Here is a 14,211-nt window from a genome sequence, read left to right as displayed (position 1 = left end):
CGGGATGGCGGACAACCGATCTTTCTCCTCGCCGGCCGCCCGTATCGGGGCGGCCGACATGACCCGTTTCGAGACGACGCGGAAGGTCCCGGAGAGCGCGCGGCGCGCCGGGGCGCGCGTCGGTCAATCGCGGGTGGTGCCGGAGGAAACGCCGGTAGCCCTGACTTATGGCGGCTCCACCCACGCGGTGATGATGGCGACACCCGCCGATCTCGAGGATTTTGCGGTCGGCTTCAGCCTGACCGAAGGCATCATCACCGATCCGGATCAGATCGAGGCGATCGAAGTCGTTGCCGAGGAGAAGGGCATCGATGTGCAGATCACACTCAAGAATGAGGTGAACGAGGCGCTGCGCTTGCGCCGCCGCCATGTGGCGGGGCCGGTCGGCTGCGGGCTCTGTGGTATCGAATCGATCGAACAGGCCGTGCGCTTAGCGCCGGATGTCTCGGCTTCGCCGCTCAAGCTCACCGATGCGGACGTGGTCCAGGCCGTCGCGCTCCTCGATGGCAGGCAGCCCCTCCATAGCGAAACGCGCGCTGTCCATGGCGCGGCATTCTATGTGCCGGGGAGCGGATTGATTGCGGTTCGCGAGGATGTCGGCCGCCACAATGCGTTGGACAAGCTGACGGGAGCGGCCGCGCGAGCCGGCTTCAAGGGCGTTCAAGGCGCCGTCGTCGTCACCTCGCGCGTTTCCGTCGAGATGGTCCAAAAGACAGCGATCACCGGCAGTCCGGTGATCATCGCCATTTCCGCCCCGACGGCGCTTGCGATCCGCACGGCGGAGGATGCGGGCATGGCGCTGGTCGCGCTCGTGCGCGGCGACGAATTCGAAATCTTCACCCATGCCGAACGCATAGAGCGGGATGGCGGAAGCGCGCGGCTTTCCGCCCGCGTCCCACTCTAATTCTGGAAACCGGAGCCTCGCCAATGTCCGCCGAAAACACCAACGCCAAGCTTATCTACATGGCGAACCAGATCGCGACGTTTTTCCAGAGCCAGCCGGCGAATGAGGCGGCGCAAGGCGTCGCCACTCACATCAACAAGTATTGGGAACCGCGCATGCGCCGCAAGCTGTTCGAGCATATCGACCGGGGAGGCGAGGGATTGAATCCACTGGTGCTCGAAGCGGCTTCGAAGATCCGCCGTCCGGAGGCGGCATAGTCAAAAACCGAAGGACAAGAGGCCCTCCCTACCCTCCCTACAGGTGGGACGGGGCTCAACTCCCGCACCGTCTTCGCTGCCTCTTCATCGTTGCGGCAGGGGTCTGTGGTTTTGGAATGGCAGGCGGTGGCAACGGACGTCAAAGACCCCTCCCACCTGTGGGGAGGGTCTTTGCACGTCCCGGATCAGCCCTGGGATCCCGAACGAGAAAGCCGCCTCGCGAAGAGGAGGCAGCTCTAACATCAAGGATGTTCGACCACGTCAGGCGGCGAGGTCTTCGACCTCGCGTTCCTTGAACATGCGGGCGAGGTTGAGGAAGCAGATCATGCCGGACTCGTTGGCGATGATGCCTTCCGCGAAGCTCTTGTCAAAGGAGGCGGTCACTTCCGGCACCGGCTGGACCTGGCTGCCCTGGACGGTGAGGATGTCGGAGACACGGTCGACGACGAGGCCGATCACCATGTTGTGGACCTCGGCGACGACGATGGCGCTGCGCTCGTTGGCGACCGTCGATTTCATTCCGAGCTTGTGGGCGAGGTCGATGATCGGGATCACCGTGCCACGCAGGTTCATGACGCCGATCACTTCCGGGGGCGAATGCGGAATGGGCGTCGACGGCGCCCAGCCGCGGATCTCCCGGATCGTCGTGGTCTTGACGCAAAATTCCTGATCGTGCAGGCGGAACGCTATGATTTCCAGCGTTTCGCCGTCGAAACCGGCCGTTTTTAATGTGCCTGTCATCGAAGGTCCTTCCAGCTTTCCCGTCGTCGCCTTCTTGGGCCACAACCGCCAAACATCTCAGGCTCCGTCGAATGCGCGTCGTGCGCCAGTCCGCTCGGGAGCCGGGGTCCGCCACCGGCGAGGCGCAAGCTGCATCATGCGCGGGGTCACCGTTTTGCGCTGCGATCATTCTAGGCCCGGATTCGTTAAGACTTGCTTTTGCCGGTTTCGCGAAATGCATCCAGTCCTGGGCAGCAGGCTGATCTCAGGCGCTGCGGGTCGGGCGGTCGAGAATGCGGCGGCCGAACAGGCTTGCCGTCAGTTCAACCAGGATACGGGCGCTCTTGCCGCGGTCATCGAGGAAGGGATTGAGTTCGACAAGGTCGAGAGAAGAGACGAGATCGCTGTCGCATAGCATCTCCATGATGAGATGGGCCTCGCGGAAGGTGGCGCCGCCTGGAACGGTGGTGCCGACGCCGGGCGCGATCTCCGGATCGAGAAAATCGACGTCGAGGCTCACATGCAGGAGGCCGTTGGCGGTACGCACGTCCTCCAGGATCTGCTTCATGATATTGGCCATCCCCATCTCGTCGACGGCCCGCATGTCGTAGACATTGACGCCGTGTTCGGCGATCTCGTCGCGCTCGCGTGCGTCCACCGAGCGGATGCCGACCTGATAGACCCGCTTGGGCGCGACCAGGGCCCGCTCCTTGGGAAGAATCGGTGCAAACTCCGCCTCGCCGCAGAAGAATGCGACCGGCATGCCATGCATGTTGCCGGAGGGCGACGTGGCTGGCGAGTTGAAGTCGGCATGGGCGTCGAGCCAGAGCACGAAGAGCGGCCGGCCGATCTCGTCGGCGTAGCGCGCCACGCCCGAAACGCTACCCATCGAAAGAGCGTGATCTCCGCCGAGGACAAGGGGGAAATGGCCCTTGCGCGCCGCGTCGTGCACTGCGTCATGGATCGCACGGGCGAAAGCGGCAACCATCTGCAGGTTATTGGCGCCCGGATGGGCGGAAAGATCGCGGGCCGGCAGTGGCCGGATGTCACCCTCGTCCTCGACCCTGTGGCCGAGTTCGGCAAGTACCGTGTCGATGCCTGCTATTCTCAACGCAGTCGGGCCCATGCCTGCGCCGCGGCGCCCGGAGCCTTCTTCGATGGGTGCGCCGATCAGTGTGATGGTTTTCATGTCCGCCTCTTCTTTGATTCGAATTCCCGGCCGCCGGATTATCGCCAAAAGCAATGGCGGCAAAAAGATGGAAAACTGTCGATCCGAAAGCTAGACTTCGCAAATTGATATGCTCTACCTAGCAATATGGATGATCTCGACCAAACGCTGATCAGCGTCCTTCGACAGAACTCGCGAATCCCCGTCTCTACGCTCTCGGCGATGACGGGTGTCTCGCGTGCGACGGTTGCAGCCCGCATAGAACGGTTGGTGGCAAACGGCACGATAGCGGCGTTCACTATACGGACCGGCTCGGAGATTCCCGCCTCCGGCGTGCGCGCCGTCGTCATGATCGAGGTGCATGGCAAGATGGCCGATCGCGTCGCCGAGCAATTGCGCGGACTGCCGCAGGTGAGGGCGCTGCACAGCACAAACGGCCGGTGGGACTTCATCGCCGAGCTTGAGGAGCGCGACCTCGCCAGCTTCGACGAGACCTTGCGACGAATCCGGCTGATCGACGGCATCAGCGTTACGGAGACGAACATCCTGCTCAAGACGAGCAAAATGGCTGGCGGGTTGTGAACTTCCTCGATTTTGTTCTTGATATGTTCTAATTTCGCGGTAAAATGGCGCCCTCAACTTGAGAGGCATTGGGAGAGCGCGGTCATGCCGCGCTTCCGCTTCAAACAATCGGAACCGGTCACATCTGCGATCTTGGGTCTAATGGCTCGGGTGCGCGAGCCCGTGGAGGATGTCATGGCGAGATACGATGGCGGCGCAGCGACGAGGCAGATCTGCATCAAGCTATTCGTCAGGCATGGCGATGAAGACAACGCGATCGCTTTTTATCGTGACGTCTTGGGCGCCGAACTCCTGCGTCGTCACGAGTGGGGAGGCATTCTGACAAGCGCCGATCTCTGCATCGGCGATTCCGTCTTCAGGGTGGCGGGCGCAAACCCGCGTCGGGATGCGGAGCCGCGGCTCGGCGGGCCGCGCTCGCCGCATGCGCTGGGCACGACCGCGGCAATTCTGGAGCTCAGCGTCGACGACGTCGACCGCGTGCTCGAACGGGCGATCGGCGCCGGCGCGAGCCTGCGCAATGCCGCAGAGACGCTGCCGACCGGAGACCGCGTCGGCGCGCTGATCGATCCGTTCGGTCATATCTGGGCGCTGTTCACCGCCATCGATGAGGGCGAGATCGTCGACGCATTCGGCGTCGAGCGGAATGCCGCTTGATGTGCTTCCCACCGCTCCGAATGTCCTGATGCGCGAAGGACCCCTCCCCAACCCCTCCCCACAAGGGGGAGGGGCTTATATAGCCGCGCCGTCTCCACTCCTGCCGAAGCTCATGCGAGCCTGGAAGTAAGCAGGAGATTGCAGCGAGCGACAAAGCCCCTCCCCCTTGTGGGGAGGGGTTGGGGAGGGGATCTTAATCCCGCAGCGCGGGAAAAGCCTCGCTTAATACTCCCGCTCGAAGAAAATGCCGCCGGCGGCCGAGCCGTCGCCGGCGGCTTCGCCTTTGAGTTTCACGCCGCGGCCGATGTCGAGATTGATCGTCGCCTTGCTCGACGCTGAATCTGCGCCTTGCTGCAGTTCGATATAGGTGCGGTCGTTGAGGTATTTGCCGGCGCGCAGCTGGGCTCCGCCGCTTTCGTCGGTGGTGATGTCGAGGTCGTCGACGCCGAGTTGATTCCTGAGCCCGTCGAGCAGCGAGGTCGATCCGCCACCGGCGAGCTGGCTGGCGGCGGAGGCGAGCTGGGCAACCTGGAAGGCCGAAAGGTTGTTCAGGGATCGGTTGAAAATCAGCTGCGCCAGGATCTCGTCCTGCGGCAGCGCCGGGGAGGAGGAGAAGGTTACCGTAGGATCGTTTGCGAGCCCGGAGACATTGACGGTGATGACCGTCGAGCCGGCGCTCGAGGTCGCATCGAGATCGAGGGTGGGGATGAGGTCGCCGCCGAACCCGATATTTCCTTCCGTGAAGGTCAGCCGCTTGCCGAGGATTTCCAGGCGACCGCGCCGCATGTCGAAGCCGCCTGAGACGCTCGGCCGGGCGGCGGTACCGCGAATGGCGAGATCCCCCCCGAGTTCGGCGTCGATGCCGCGTCCGCGCACGAAGAACTGACCGGGCGAGTGGATTGCAAGGTCGAAGGCGACAATCCCTTCGCCATTGACGCCCGCATCCGGGGTCGTGTCCCTGCGCACATCCCTCGTCATCTGGCGGACCCGGCGCGGCGCGTTTTTGTGTTTGATGTCGATCTCGGCGAGCGAGGTCGGCAGTTTCTCCGGGATCGAGATGGCCGCCCTGCGGATGGTCACCTGACCGCCGAGCACCGGCGTTGAGGCAAGCGGACCCTTGAGCGTCAGATCGCCGAGGAGATTGGCGGTGAACAGCGTACCATCGACATAGGTCGCGTCGTTCAGGCGGATTCTCAGGTCCGCCGGCAAGCCGGAGCCCGGCGCAATCCCGATTGTGCCGCTCGCGCCTATCGATCCGCCGCTGGCGAGATTGCCGGTAAGATCAGTGATCGTGGCGCGCTGGCCGTCGAGCGCGACATTCGCCGAGAGATCGTTCACGGCGAGATTGCGCCGGACGTCGACGAGCCGGCTGCCGCGGGTCGCGACGGTGCCGGCAACTCGCGGCTCTCTCGCGGAGCCGGTCAGCGAGAGATCGACATTGGCCGAGCCGGTGAGGGTAAAGCCGCTTTCGGCCAGTCTAGCGGCAAGCAGCGCGAAGGGCACATCGCCGGTAAATTTCATCTGGATCGGCATGGTGCCGCCGATGTCGACATGGCCGCCTCCGCGGAAGGAGAGGTCTCCTGGCCCGGAAATGGTTGCGTCGACCGTGACGCGATTATTTGCGAACCTGCCGCTTGCCGAAACCTCGAGTGCAGCAACGCCGGCATTCCGGGTCGCCGTGACCGAGGCGCCGCTCCATCTGAGATCGTAGGCGACTACGGGCGCGGCCGCGGGGCCGGTTATGTTGAGCGTTCCGTTGATCGTGCCTTCGGCGCCGAGCGTCGGGGCGAAGCTGTTGATCAGTCCGGCGGGCACCGCATCGAGCCGGGCCGAAATCTCCAACGACGCGCCGGCGGTTCCGGTGACGGCGATCGTGCCCCTTGAGGCATCTATCGTCAGGCCGTCGAGGCGGACGACGCCATTCTCGACGGCAACGACGGTGGGCTTGGCGAGGTTCAATTGGATGTTTCGTGGCGCGGCCGCCAGGGAGGCAAGTCGAAATTCGGTGCGGCCGCCGGCGCTCACCATGTCGCCTGCGGCTGAGAGCGGGCTGCCGTCATAGCGGCCGTTGATCCTGAAACCTGTTCTGCCGTCCTGCTGATCGAACGAGAGATTGACGTCAGAGACGTTTCCTCCCAGTGCGACGGTCTCGGCCTTGATGCTGCCTGTGACCGCCAAGGCGCCAAGGTCGGCAATGCTGATGTCCACCGCGGGCTTGGAGATCGTCAGTGCATCACGCTTGACGGCGCCCCCAGCCGCTTTCAGCGCAAGCGAGGTCGTGCCATCGGCCGTACGAATGGTGGCTGAGCCGGAAAGGTCGCCGGAGGCTTCCTGGCCGACCATCGCGGCTATAAGCCCGAGATCGGGCAGGTTGAATTCGATAGTGCCGTCGGGCGCGAAACCCGGCGTAAAGGTGAGCGCACCCGTCAGCTGGTTGTCGCCGACCCTCGCCTCGATGGCTGGTATGGAGGTTCGACCGTCTTTCGATACCACATCCGCCCGGACGTCGATCACCTGACCGCCAAGCGCCCCGGTGGCCGTCAGTTTCGCCTGTGGGCTCCCCGGCTTGAGCGTGGCGTCGGCGTTGATCATCAGGTCCGTCAGCGAGCGGCCGGCGAGCGTGGCGCCGCTGGAACTCATCTCAGCCTTCACGGCAAGCGCGTCGAGCGGGCCGGAAATGTCCGCACTGAACGAAGCCTTGCCTTCTGCATCCGCGAGGAGTTTGCCGATATCAGGCAAGGTCCCCCGGATGTCTGCCGTCAAAGCGCCGTCGGTAAGGGCGAGGGAACCGGCGGCGGTGATCGTATCCGAGGTGATGTCGAGCGCGCTCAGCCTGACGCTTCCGCCGCCTGTCTCGACTTTACCCGAAACCGTGACCGGAGTGTTGAATCGTCCCGCCAGGCCGGAGGGCAGCACGCTAGGCTCGGCAACGAATTCGAAGCGCGCTTCGGCCGTCGTGTCGATCGTGTCTAGATTGCCAGTGAGCTTTCCGCGCAAACCGGCACTGTCGATAGCCGTGGGGTCGAAACGGATATTGCCTTGCGTGACGGTGACAGTGCCCTCCGCGCCAAGGTCCTGGCCGGCAATGCCGATGGAGCGCGTCGACGCGATGGAGGCCTCGTCCCAGGTGAGGTCGTATTTTACGACCGGCGCCCGGACCTCTCCGGTGACGTCGACGCTGCCCGAGATCGCGCCCCGCGCCCCAATGGTCGGTGCGAAGCGGTCGATCAGGCCAGCGGGTAACGAGTCGACCTTGGCCGTAAGATCGAGTGTGTCGCCGGCAGTACCGGTCACGCTGACGGTGCCGGTTGCGGCCTGGACCGTCAGCGCGTCGAGCCGGGCAACGCCAGCTTCGACGGTCACGACGGTCGGAGCCGCAAGCCGGACCTCAACGCCTCTTGGTGCGGCGGAAGCGGAGGCGAGCCGGACTTCGGTACGGCCGCCACCGAGCCGCAATTCGCCCGCGGCAGACAGCGGTGCGTCATCATAGCGGCCTTCGAGGGCAAAGCCGGTTGCGCCCCCTTGGCGCTGGTCGAGAGCGACGCTCAAGCCGGAAACGCGGTTTTCTCCCAGTGTGAGGCTCTCCGCCTCGATCGTCCCGCTGAGCGCGGGATTGGCCGTGTCGGCAATGCGGATGTCTACCTTCGGGGCGGCGACCCTCAAGGTGCCGAGACCAAGGCTGCTGCCCTGCGCCTTTATTGTCACCGATGTGGTTCCTTCGGCCGTCTCGAAGGTCGCGGAACCGGAAAGATCGCCGGAGAGCGGTTGGCCCGCCATGGCAGTGATGAGGCCGAGGTCCGACAGGTTGAAGTCGATCGTGCCGCTCGGCTTGAATCCGGCACTGAGGTCGAGCGTGCCGGTCAGCCGATTGCCCCCGATCGTCCCTTCGATCTTCGGGACGGAGGTGCGGCCGTTTTCAGAGACCACGTCGGCTCGAATGTCGATCGGCTGGCCGTTCATGGTGCCGGTGGCGGTGACCTTCGCTTGGGGAGCGCCGGATACCACCGTCCCATCGGCGTTGATGGTGATGTCGCTGAGGGTGCGGCCGCCGATCGTAGCGCCGCTCGACGTCATCTCGGCCCTGATGTCCGGTTTTGCAAGCGGACCCTCGATGGCTGCGTGGAAGGCGGCCGGTCCTTCGGCATCGTCAATGAGCCTGCCGAGATCAGGCAGCTTGCCGGAGAGATCGGCCGTCAAAACGTCGCCCGCAAGGGCAACCGAGCCGGAGGCGTCGAGCGTTTCCGATTTGACTTCCAGACCGCTCAGCTCGATGCGGCCGTCCGGCTCGGTCGCGAGAGTGCCGGAGAGGGCAATCGTGCCGTCGAACTTTCCGGCGATCGCCGGCGGCAGCACCTCGGGGACCGCGAAGAGCTTCAACGATGCCTGCAGCATTCCATCGGCGCGGTGAAGTGTGCCGCTGACCGTGCCGCCGATACTGGCGCTCTCGATCGTAATCGGATCGAAGCGGATCGTTTCCGGGGCGACGGCAAGGGTGCCTTCGGCCTTGATGGGTGCCTGGATCGCCCGGTCAAGCTCCGCTTTGACAAAGCGGCTTTCACCGATCTCCACCGTCGTCTTCAGCAATCCCGAGCGCGCTTGCAGGTCGAACGCGTCGCTTTGCGCCGATAGCCGCACATCGCCGAGCGTTCCCTGCGGCAGCTCGACGGATGCCACATCGGCGGTCACATCGAGGTTAGCCGATTGCCCTTCGCCGATCAGCGACAGATTGGCCGTGTCGATCAGCGCCCGCAGCTCTCCTTCCTGCAGCGGCCAGCGGAAATCCACCGGCCCGTCCGTGCCGGCGAGGCTCGCCTGCAGATTGTTCTCGCCGCGGCTGTCGATCGTTCCGGAGGCGTTGAGGGTCAGAGAACCGGTGGAGAGCCTGCCGGTCTCGATACGCACCATGCTCTCGCCGTCGAAGGCGGCGGTCAGGTCGATGTCGGTCGTGCCTTCGAAAAGCGGCTTCAGAGCAACGGGCAGGATCGGTGCAAAAGCGCCACCGCCGGAAACCGAAAGCCTATGCATGCCATCGGCAGCAAGAAGATGGCGCCCCTCCAGACGGAGAATCTCGCTTCCGTCGAGAGCAGCTGTGCCCGATCCCGTCCAGTCCGACAGCGGCCCTTCGCCGGTCAGTGTGATGTCGACCGCCGGTTCGTTCGGCAGCCGCAGCAAATTGGCGATGAGCCCACCCCTCGGTTCCGAGACGCGCGCCTCGAGCTTAAGTTCGTTGCCGGCCGGATTGAAGACGAGATCGGCGACGGCACGTGTTTGAGGCCGGTCCCGCTCGGCCGCCTCGAAGGCGAGCGCGACGCTCGACCCGGTGGCATGGACACGGCCCGTTGCCCTCAGCACCTGCTCTTCGCCGGCGATCGCCTCACCGACGATGATCTCCTCGAGGTTGAAGGCCTGGATCTTGACATCGAGCGGAAGCGCGAGTGTCGAGCGGACCTCCTTCGTCTCCTGCGAAGGAACGGGGAGCCGTTCCATGCGGACGGATCCTGCCGTGACGCGTGCCGCATCGAAGCGCCCGGAGAAAAGCTCTGCTGGCGACCAGTCGACGGAGAGGTCCCGTATCTCCGCGTAAATTCCCTCTCCGTCGAAGAGCGTGACACTGCCGGCGGTGAACTCGCCCGACAGGATGGGTCCCGGCTCGGCAATGCGGACGATCTGGTCGGGCGTCGCCGCATATTTCTCGATTGCCCAAGCCACCACCTGCGCCCCGGGCACCGTAAAGCCGAGAAAGCCGACGATGAGGAGCAATGCGACGATGGCTGCGCCGAGTATGGCGGCGAAATAGCGAAACGCGAGGCGGAGAAAGTAGATGACCCGATTCATGTCCTATCCATAGCCCATGTTGCGCCGCTCTGGAATCGGCAGGACGTTGGCCTTCAGCGCCCGGTGTCTTATTCGACGCGCAAAGGCCGCTTATGCAGTGAGCCAAGTATTCTACCACGGCATCGGGCGCAAATCAGAAGGATTGGCCGATACCTGCATAGATGCCGTAATCGGTGCCGCCGGGATATTTGTTGAGCGGCACAGCGAAGTCGAGCCGGATCGGTCCAAAGGGTGTTGCATAGCGTAGCCCTATCCCGGCGCCGGCGCGGATATCGGAGAAATCTGGTGCCGTGCTCGTCGAAACGCTGCCGGCATCGATGAACGGCACGATGCCGATCGTGTCGGTGATGGCGATACGGGCCTCGAGCGAGGCGTTTACATAGGATCGGCCGCCGGTCTGCTCGTTCTCCGCGTTGCGGGGACCGATCTCCTGGAACGAATAGCCGCGCACCGATCCGCCGCCGCCGAGATAGAAGCGCCGCGGTGCCGGGATGTCGGCGAGATCGTCGCCGCCGACGAGCACGCCGGCGGCAACCTTGCCGGCCAGCACGAAGCGATTTTCTGGCCCAAGCGCTTGATAGCCCGAGGCGGTGGCCTCGAAGGAGCTGAAGAAGGTCTTGCCTTCGATCTCGTAGCTCGGCTTGGCGCTGATCAGCGCGCGGTAGCCTTCCGTCGCATTCAGCTTGTCATTGCGGGTGTCACGCACATATTCGAGTGGAATCGCGGCGGTGAGATAGCTGTTTGAGCCGAATGCGTCATCGACATCCGCAAGACTCACTTCCGCGCCGGCCGAGACCGTATCTTCCTGCGAAAGCTCGAAGCCCGCACTCGCCGCTCCCGTGATGCTCTTGGCGCGATAAGCATCCGGATCGTCAATGGCCGCCTTGACGCTTGCCGTGAACGTTGACGCCGGTCCGAAAGCGCCAGGTTTTGTAAAGAGAATACTGGCGGAATAGTCGAGTCCGCCGATGTCTGTGGTCTCGCCGATGCGGCCGACCGAGCCCTCGATCCGGATCGATTCGGCACGGCCGAAGAGATTGCGGTGTCCCCAGTAGCCCTGCAGACCCAGTCCGTCGGTCGTGGAGACCTGTCCGCCGAAGCCGAAAAAGCGGTGCTTGCCTTCGGACACCTGGATGTTCATCGGGATTGTGCCGTCCGGCGCGAGCTCAGCGGCTTCAGTGATGGTGACGCTCGAGAAGACATTCAATTGCCGCAGCCGCTCGGCCGCCCTGCGAATTCTCTCCGGCGAATAGGGCCGGCCCTCGTTTAGGCGCGAATAGTCCCGAACGAAACCGGGGTCCACGGTCCTCGTTCCGGTGACGGTCAAGTCGCCGACCGGCGCAACAGGCCCGCCATCGGCGGCGATCGTCACATCGACCGTCGACGTGGCGTGGTCGGCAACGACGCTGCGTTCGGTAAGCCTGGCGAGCGGTCGGCTCTGCTCCTTCAGATCGTTGACGATCTGCTCGCCGGCTTTGATGATCAGAGTCGAATCGGCCCGGGCGCCGGGCGTCAGATCGTAGGTCGACGGCTCGAAGCGGGCGGCGTCCCCTTCGAGCCTCACCAAGCCCAGGGTAAAGACCGGCCCGGGTGTCACGGTGACCGTCACGGGCACGGCTTGTCCATCGGGGAAGGACGGGTCGGGCGGCAGGCTATCGATGTCCTGGCCGTTGATCAGGATGCTGACGGTGCCGCCATAACGCGCCTTCTCGTAGAGGGCGGCGAGCAGGCGCTCACGGTCGTCGCGCGCCTTTATCAAGAGGCCGAGGTCCCCGGAGACCGGCTCCTCGCGATCCTGGAAAAGCTGCGATGCATTTTCGAGCGCTTCGCGCAGTTCCTCGTCGTCCGTCCCGGGGTCGAAGGTGAGGGTATAGTTGACCGGGTCGATGACCTGGACCTGCTCTTCGGCGCTTTCGAAGAAGCGCATGCCGAAGATTCTGATCGCATGGGCCTGGTTGGCAAATACCGGACCGAGCGCTGTCGAGGCCGCAAAGACAAAGGCAGCCGCGGCCTTCCAGTACGCGATACTCGACCGTGGTGGAGACATCCCCTCCGCATCCCGTTTCAGGCGACTCTTTACTCACTGCCTGCATGTGCGGCAATGGGCAGTTTAGCATTGCTTCGTTCTCTATCTGTTAACGATGACGGGGCGCCGCATCCACCCCGGAGCGGCGATTCGGTGGCGGTTCTCCGCAAAAAGGCCCGGTTTTGTTGTCCGTGAGGCACAAAAAGCGCAGACGGCAGCGACCGCCGCCTTGATGCTTACCTAGCGGGTTGTTCTCGCGACCTGTCGCATTCACGTCTTGAAACGTGCCGCCTCCTCGGACCCGCGCGTCGCATCTCCTGCGCTGTAGGAGTGCGCTCCGGCGCCGGCGAGCTTGCCACCGGCGACGATCAGATACTCCTCGCGGATCGGCCTGCCTTCGAACCAGCATTCGAGAATCTCTCGCGTGCCGGCCGCATAGCGCGTCTGGGCAGAGAGCGACGAACCCGAAATATGGGGCGTCATGCCGTGATGGGGCATCGATCGCCATGGATGATCCTTCGGGGCCGGCTGCGGGAACCATACATCACCGGCATAGCCGGCGAGTTGGCCGCTCTCGAGGGCCCGCGCAATGGTATCGCGATTGCAGATCTTGCCGCGCGCCGTGTTGACCAGATAAGCCCCGCGCTTCATTTTGGCGATCATCGCCTCGTCAAAGAGGTTTTCCGTCTCCGGGTGAAGGGGCGCATTGATTGTGACGACGTCGCAGACGGGCACCATCTCCCCCGCTGTCTTGTGGAAAGTGACGCCGAGTTCCTTCTCGACCGCATCCGGCAGCCGGTGCCGATCGGTATAGTGCAGCTTGACGTCAAACGGCTTCAAGCGGCGCAGCACCGCCGTGCCGATCCGCCCGGCGCCCACGGTACCGATGTCCATGCCCTCGATATCATAGGAGCGCGCGACGCAGTCGGCGATGTTCCAGCCGCCCTTCACGACCCATTCATAGGAGGGGATATAGTTGCGCGCGAGACTGAGGATCATCATCACCACATGTTCGGACACGCTGATCGAGTTGCAATAGGTCACTTCGGCGACGGTGATGCCGCGCTCGATCGCGGCCTGGAGATCCACGTGGTCAGAGCCGATCCCGGCAGTAATCGCGAGCTTAAGCTTGCCTGCCTTGGCAATCCGTTCGGCAGTCAGGTAGGCAGGCCAGAAGGGTTGCGAGATAACGATGTCGGCATCGACGAGTTCCCGTTCGAAGACGCTGTCGGGACCGTCCTTGTCCGAGGTCACAACCAGACTATGCCCCTGGCTTTCGAGAAACTTCCTCAAGCCGAGCGCGCCGGAGACGCTGCCGAGCAGTACTCCCGGTTGAAAATCGATGGCCTTCGGGCTGGGAAGCGTCTGTCCGCCGGGGTAATGTTCGAGTTTCGGCAGGCCATCCCGCGCATAGGCGGTCGGATAGCCATCGACCGGATCGTCGTAGAGGACGCAAACGACCTTTGCCATTTCCATCTCCCTTCACTGGAACGAAGAGGAAGGCCTCGGCTTCTTGACGCTGCCGGTCAATGCGGACGAACAGCAGGGCGATGCGCTCTGTTGAATTATCAGTGGCCAGCAGACTCGCTCCTGGCACTCCCACGTTCGTTAAATTGATATCACCTTGAAAAGGTGGAGGAGCCGGACGCGGTTTCAAGTGGTCCGCGTCGTCGCCTGCCGGTCCCGTGCTCCAAACGTGCCGATGGCGATGGGAGCGCAAGAAAAAGCCCCGGATCGCTCCGGGGCCGTTTAGACGCGGTCGACGAGCCAATCAGCAACGGTCGATGTAGCGGCGGCCGTAACGATCGCGGTAGTAGCACTGGCCCGGCTGTTCGGTGGCATGGCCGATCAGCGCGCCGGAAACGCCGCCGATGGCCGCGCCGACGGCTGCGCCGCGCACGTTGCCGGTGACGGCGCCGCCGATGATCGCGCCCGATGCGGCACCGATGCCGGCGCCCTTTTCCGTTTGCGTGCAGCTAGCGACCGACAGGGTTACCAGCACAAGTGCGATGGCTTTCTTCATTTTGTCCTCTCCGAACTTCACGGATCTCAGCCTGTGCCTGGT

The 14,211-nt window shown here is 63.8% G+C and carries 10 protein-coding genes; 4 read left to right on the top strand and 6 right to left on the bottom strand.

What is annotated here, in order from left to right:
• The first annotated feature begins 4 nt into the window (after positions 1-4).
• Positions 5-904 carry a formate dehydrogenase accessory sulfurtransferase FdhD gene (fdhD, locus tag J2Z31_RS19930; protein WP_209603814.1) on the top strand — a complete coding sequence of 300 codons (900 nt, stop codon included), beginning with the start codon at positions 5-7 and terminating at the stop codon, positions 902-904.
• A 23-nt stretch (positions 905-927) separates the two neighbouring features.
• A complete protein-coding gene (locus tag J2Z31_RS19925) occupies positions 928-1,161 on the top strand; it encodes a formate dehydrogenase subunit delta (protein WP_209603812.1) in 234 nt (77 codons plus the stop codon).
• A 261-nt stretch (positions 1,162-1,422) separates the two neighbouring features.
• Here the strand turns inward: J2Z31_RS19925 and J2Z31_RS19920 are convergent, their stop codons facing one another.
• Together J2Z31_RS19920 and rocF are read right to left on the bottom strand one after the other, a co-directional pair.
• A complete protein-coding gene (locus J2Z31_RS19920; protein ID WP_209603810.1) occupies positions 1,423-1,902 on the bottom strand; it encodes a chemotaxis protein CheW in 480 nt (159 codons plus the stop codon).
• Positions 1,903-2,146: 244 nt separating this feature from the next.
• On the bottom strand, positions 2,147-3,070 hold the full coding sequence (rocF, locus tag J2Z31_RS19915; protein ID WP_209603808.1) for an arginase: 924 nt from the start codon (positions 3,068-3,070) through the stop codon (positions 2,147-2,149).
• 126 nt (positions 3,071-3,196) lie between these two features.
• Here rocF and J2Z31_RS19910 point away from each other — a divergent pair, with 126 nt between their 5' ends.
• Positions 3,197-3,631 carry an Lrp/AsnC family transcriptional regulator gene (locus tag J2Z31_RS19910; RefSeq protein WP_209603806.1) on the top strand — a complete coding sequence of 145 codons (435 nt, stop codon included), beginning with the start codon at positions 3,197-3,199 and terminating at the stop codon, positions 3,629-3,631.
• A gap of 174 nt (positions 3,632-3,805) precedes the next feature.
• The gene (locus tag J2Z31_RS19905) at positions 3,806-4,285 is read left to right on the top strand and encodes a VOC family protein (protein WP_209603804.1); all 480 of its coding nucleotides are present in this window, start codon (positions 3,806-3,808) and stop codon (positions 4,283-4,285) included.
• A gap of 222 nt (positions 4,286-4,507) precedes the next feature.
• Here the strand turns inward: J2Z31_RS19905 and J2Z31_RS19900 are convergent, their stop codons facing one another.
• The 4 genes from J2Z31_RS19900 to J2Z31_RS19885 all read right to left on the bottom strand — a co-directional run bounded on the left by J2Z31_RS19900 (position 4,508) and on the right by J2Z31_RS19885 (position 14,169).
• Complete coding sequence (locus tag J2Z31_RS19900) at positions 4,508-10,120, bottom strand: translocation/assembly module TamB domain-containing protein (protein WP_209603802.1); 5,613 nt, start codon at positions 10,118-10,120, stop codon at positions 4,508-4,510.
• 133 nt (positions 10,121-10,253) lie between these two features.
• On the bottom strand, positions 10,254-12,167 hold the full coding sequence (locus tag J2Z31_RS19895) for an autotransporter assembly complex protein TamA (RefSeq protein ID WP_209603800.1): 1,914 nt from the start codon (positions 12,165-12,167) through the stop codon (positions 10,254-10,256).
• Positions 12,168-12,416: 249 nt separating this feature from the next.
• Entirely contained in the window at positions 12,417-13,616 is a 1,200-nt protein-coding gene (locus J2Z31_RS19890) for an NAD-dependent formate dehydrogenase (protein ID WP_209603798.1), read from the bottom strand.
• A gap of 301 nt (positions 13,617-13,917) precedes the next feature.
• The gene (locus J2Z31_RS19885; protein ID WP_209603796.1) at positions 13,918-14,169 is read right to left on the bottom strand and encodes a glycine zipper domain-containing protein; all 252 of its coding nucleotides are present in this window, start codon (positions 14,167-14,169) and stop codon (positions 13,918-13,920) included.
• Positions 14,170-14,211 lie beyond the last annotated feature (42 nt).

This window comes from Sinorhizobium kostiense (genome assembly GCF_017874595.1).
In the GTDB taxonomy this organism is placed as follows: domain Bacteria; phylum Pseudomonadota; class Alphaproteobacteria; order Rhizobiales; family Rhizobiaceae; genus Sinorhizobium; species Sinorhizobium kostiense.
The sequence above is the reverse complement of the archived record's forward strand: the minus strand, read 5'-3'. Positions and strand labels throughout refer to the sequence as shown.

What these genes read in the sequence shown, in the direction of transcription:
- fdhD (WP_209603814.1), top strand. Translation starts at nt 5, where the DNA reads ATGGCGGACAACCGATCTTTCTCCTCGCCGGCCGCCCGTATCGGGGCG.
- J2Z31_RS19925 (WP_209603812.1), top strand. Translation starts at nt 928, where the DNA reads ATGTCCGCCGAAAACACCAACGCCAAGCTTATCTACATGGCGAACCAG.
- J2Z31_RS19920 (WP_209603810.1), bottom strand. Translation starts at nt 1,902, where the DNA reads ATGACAGGCACATTAAAAACGGCCGGTTTCGACGGCGAAACGCTGGAA.
- rocF (WP_209603808.1), bottom strand. Translation starts at nt 3,070, where the DNA reads ATGAAAACCATCACACTGATCGGCGCACCCATCGAAGAAGGCTCCGGG.
- J2Z31_RS19910 (WP_209603806.1), top strand. Translation starts at nt 3,197, where the DNA reads ATGGATGATCTCGACCAAACGCTGATCAGCGTCCTTCGACAGAACTCG.
- J2Z31_RS19905 (WP_209603804.1), top strand. Translation starts at nt 3,806, where the DNA reads ATGGCGAGATACGATGGCGGCGCAGCGACGAGGCAGATCTGCATCAAG.
- J2Z31_RS19900 (WP_209603802.1), bottom strand. Translation starts at nt 10,120, where the DNA reads ATGAATCGGGTCATCTACTTTCTCCGCCTCGCGTTTCGCTATTTCGCC.
- J2Z31_RS19895 (WP_209603800.1), bottom strand. Translation starts at nt 12,167, where the DNA reads ATGTCTCCACCACGGTCGAGTATCGCGTACTGGAAGGCCGCGGCTGCC.
- J2Z31_RS19890 (WP_209603798.1), bottom strand. Translation starts at nt 13,616, where the DNA reads ATGGCAAAGGTCGTTTGCGTCCTCTACGACGATCCGGTCGATGGCTAT.
- J2Z31_RS19885 (WP_209603796.1), bottom strand. Translation starts at nt 14,169, where the DNA reads ATGAAGAAAGCCATCGCACTTGTGCTGGTAACCCTGTCGGTCGCTAGC.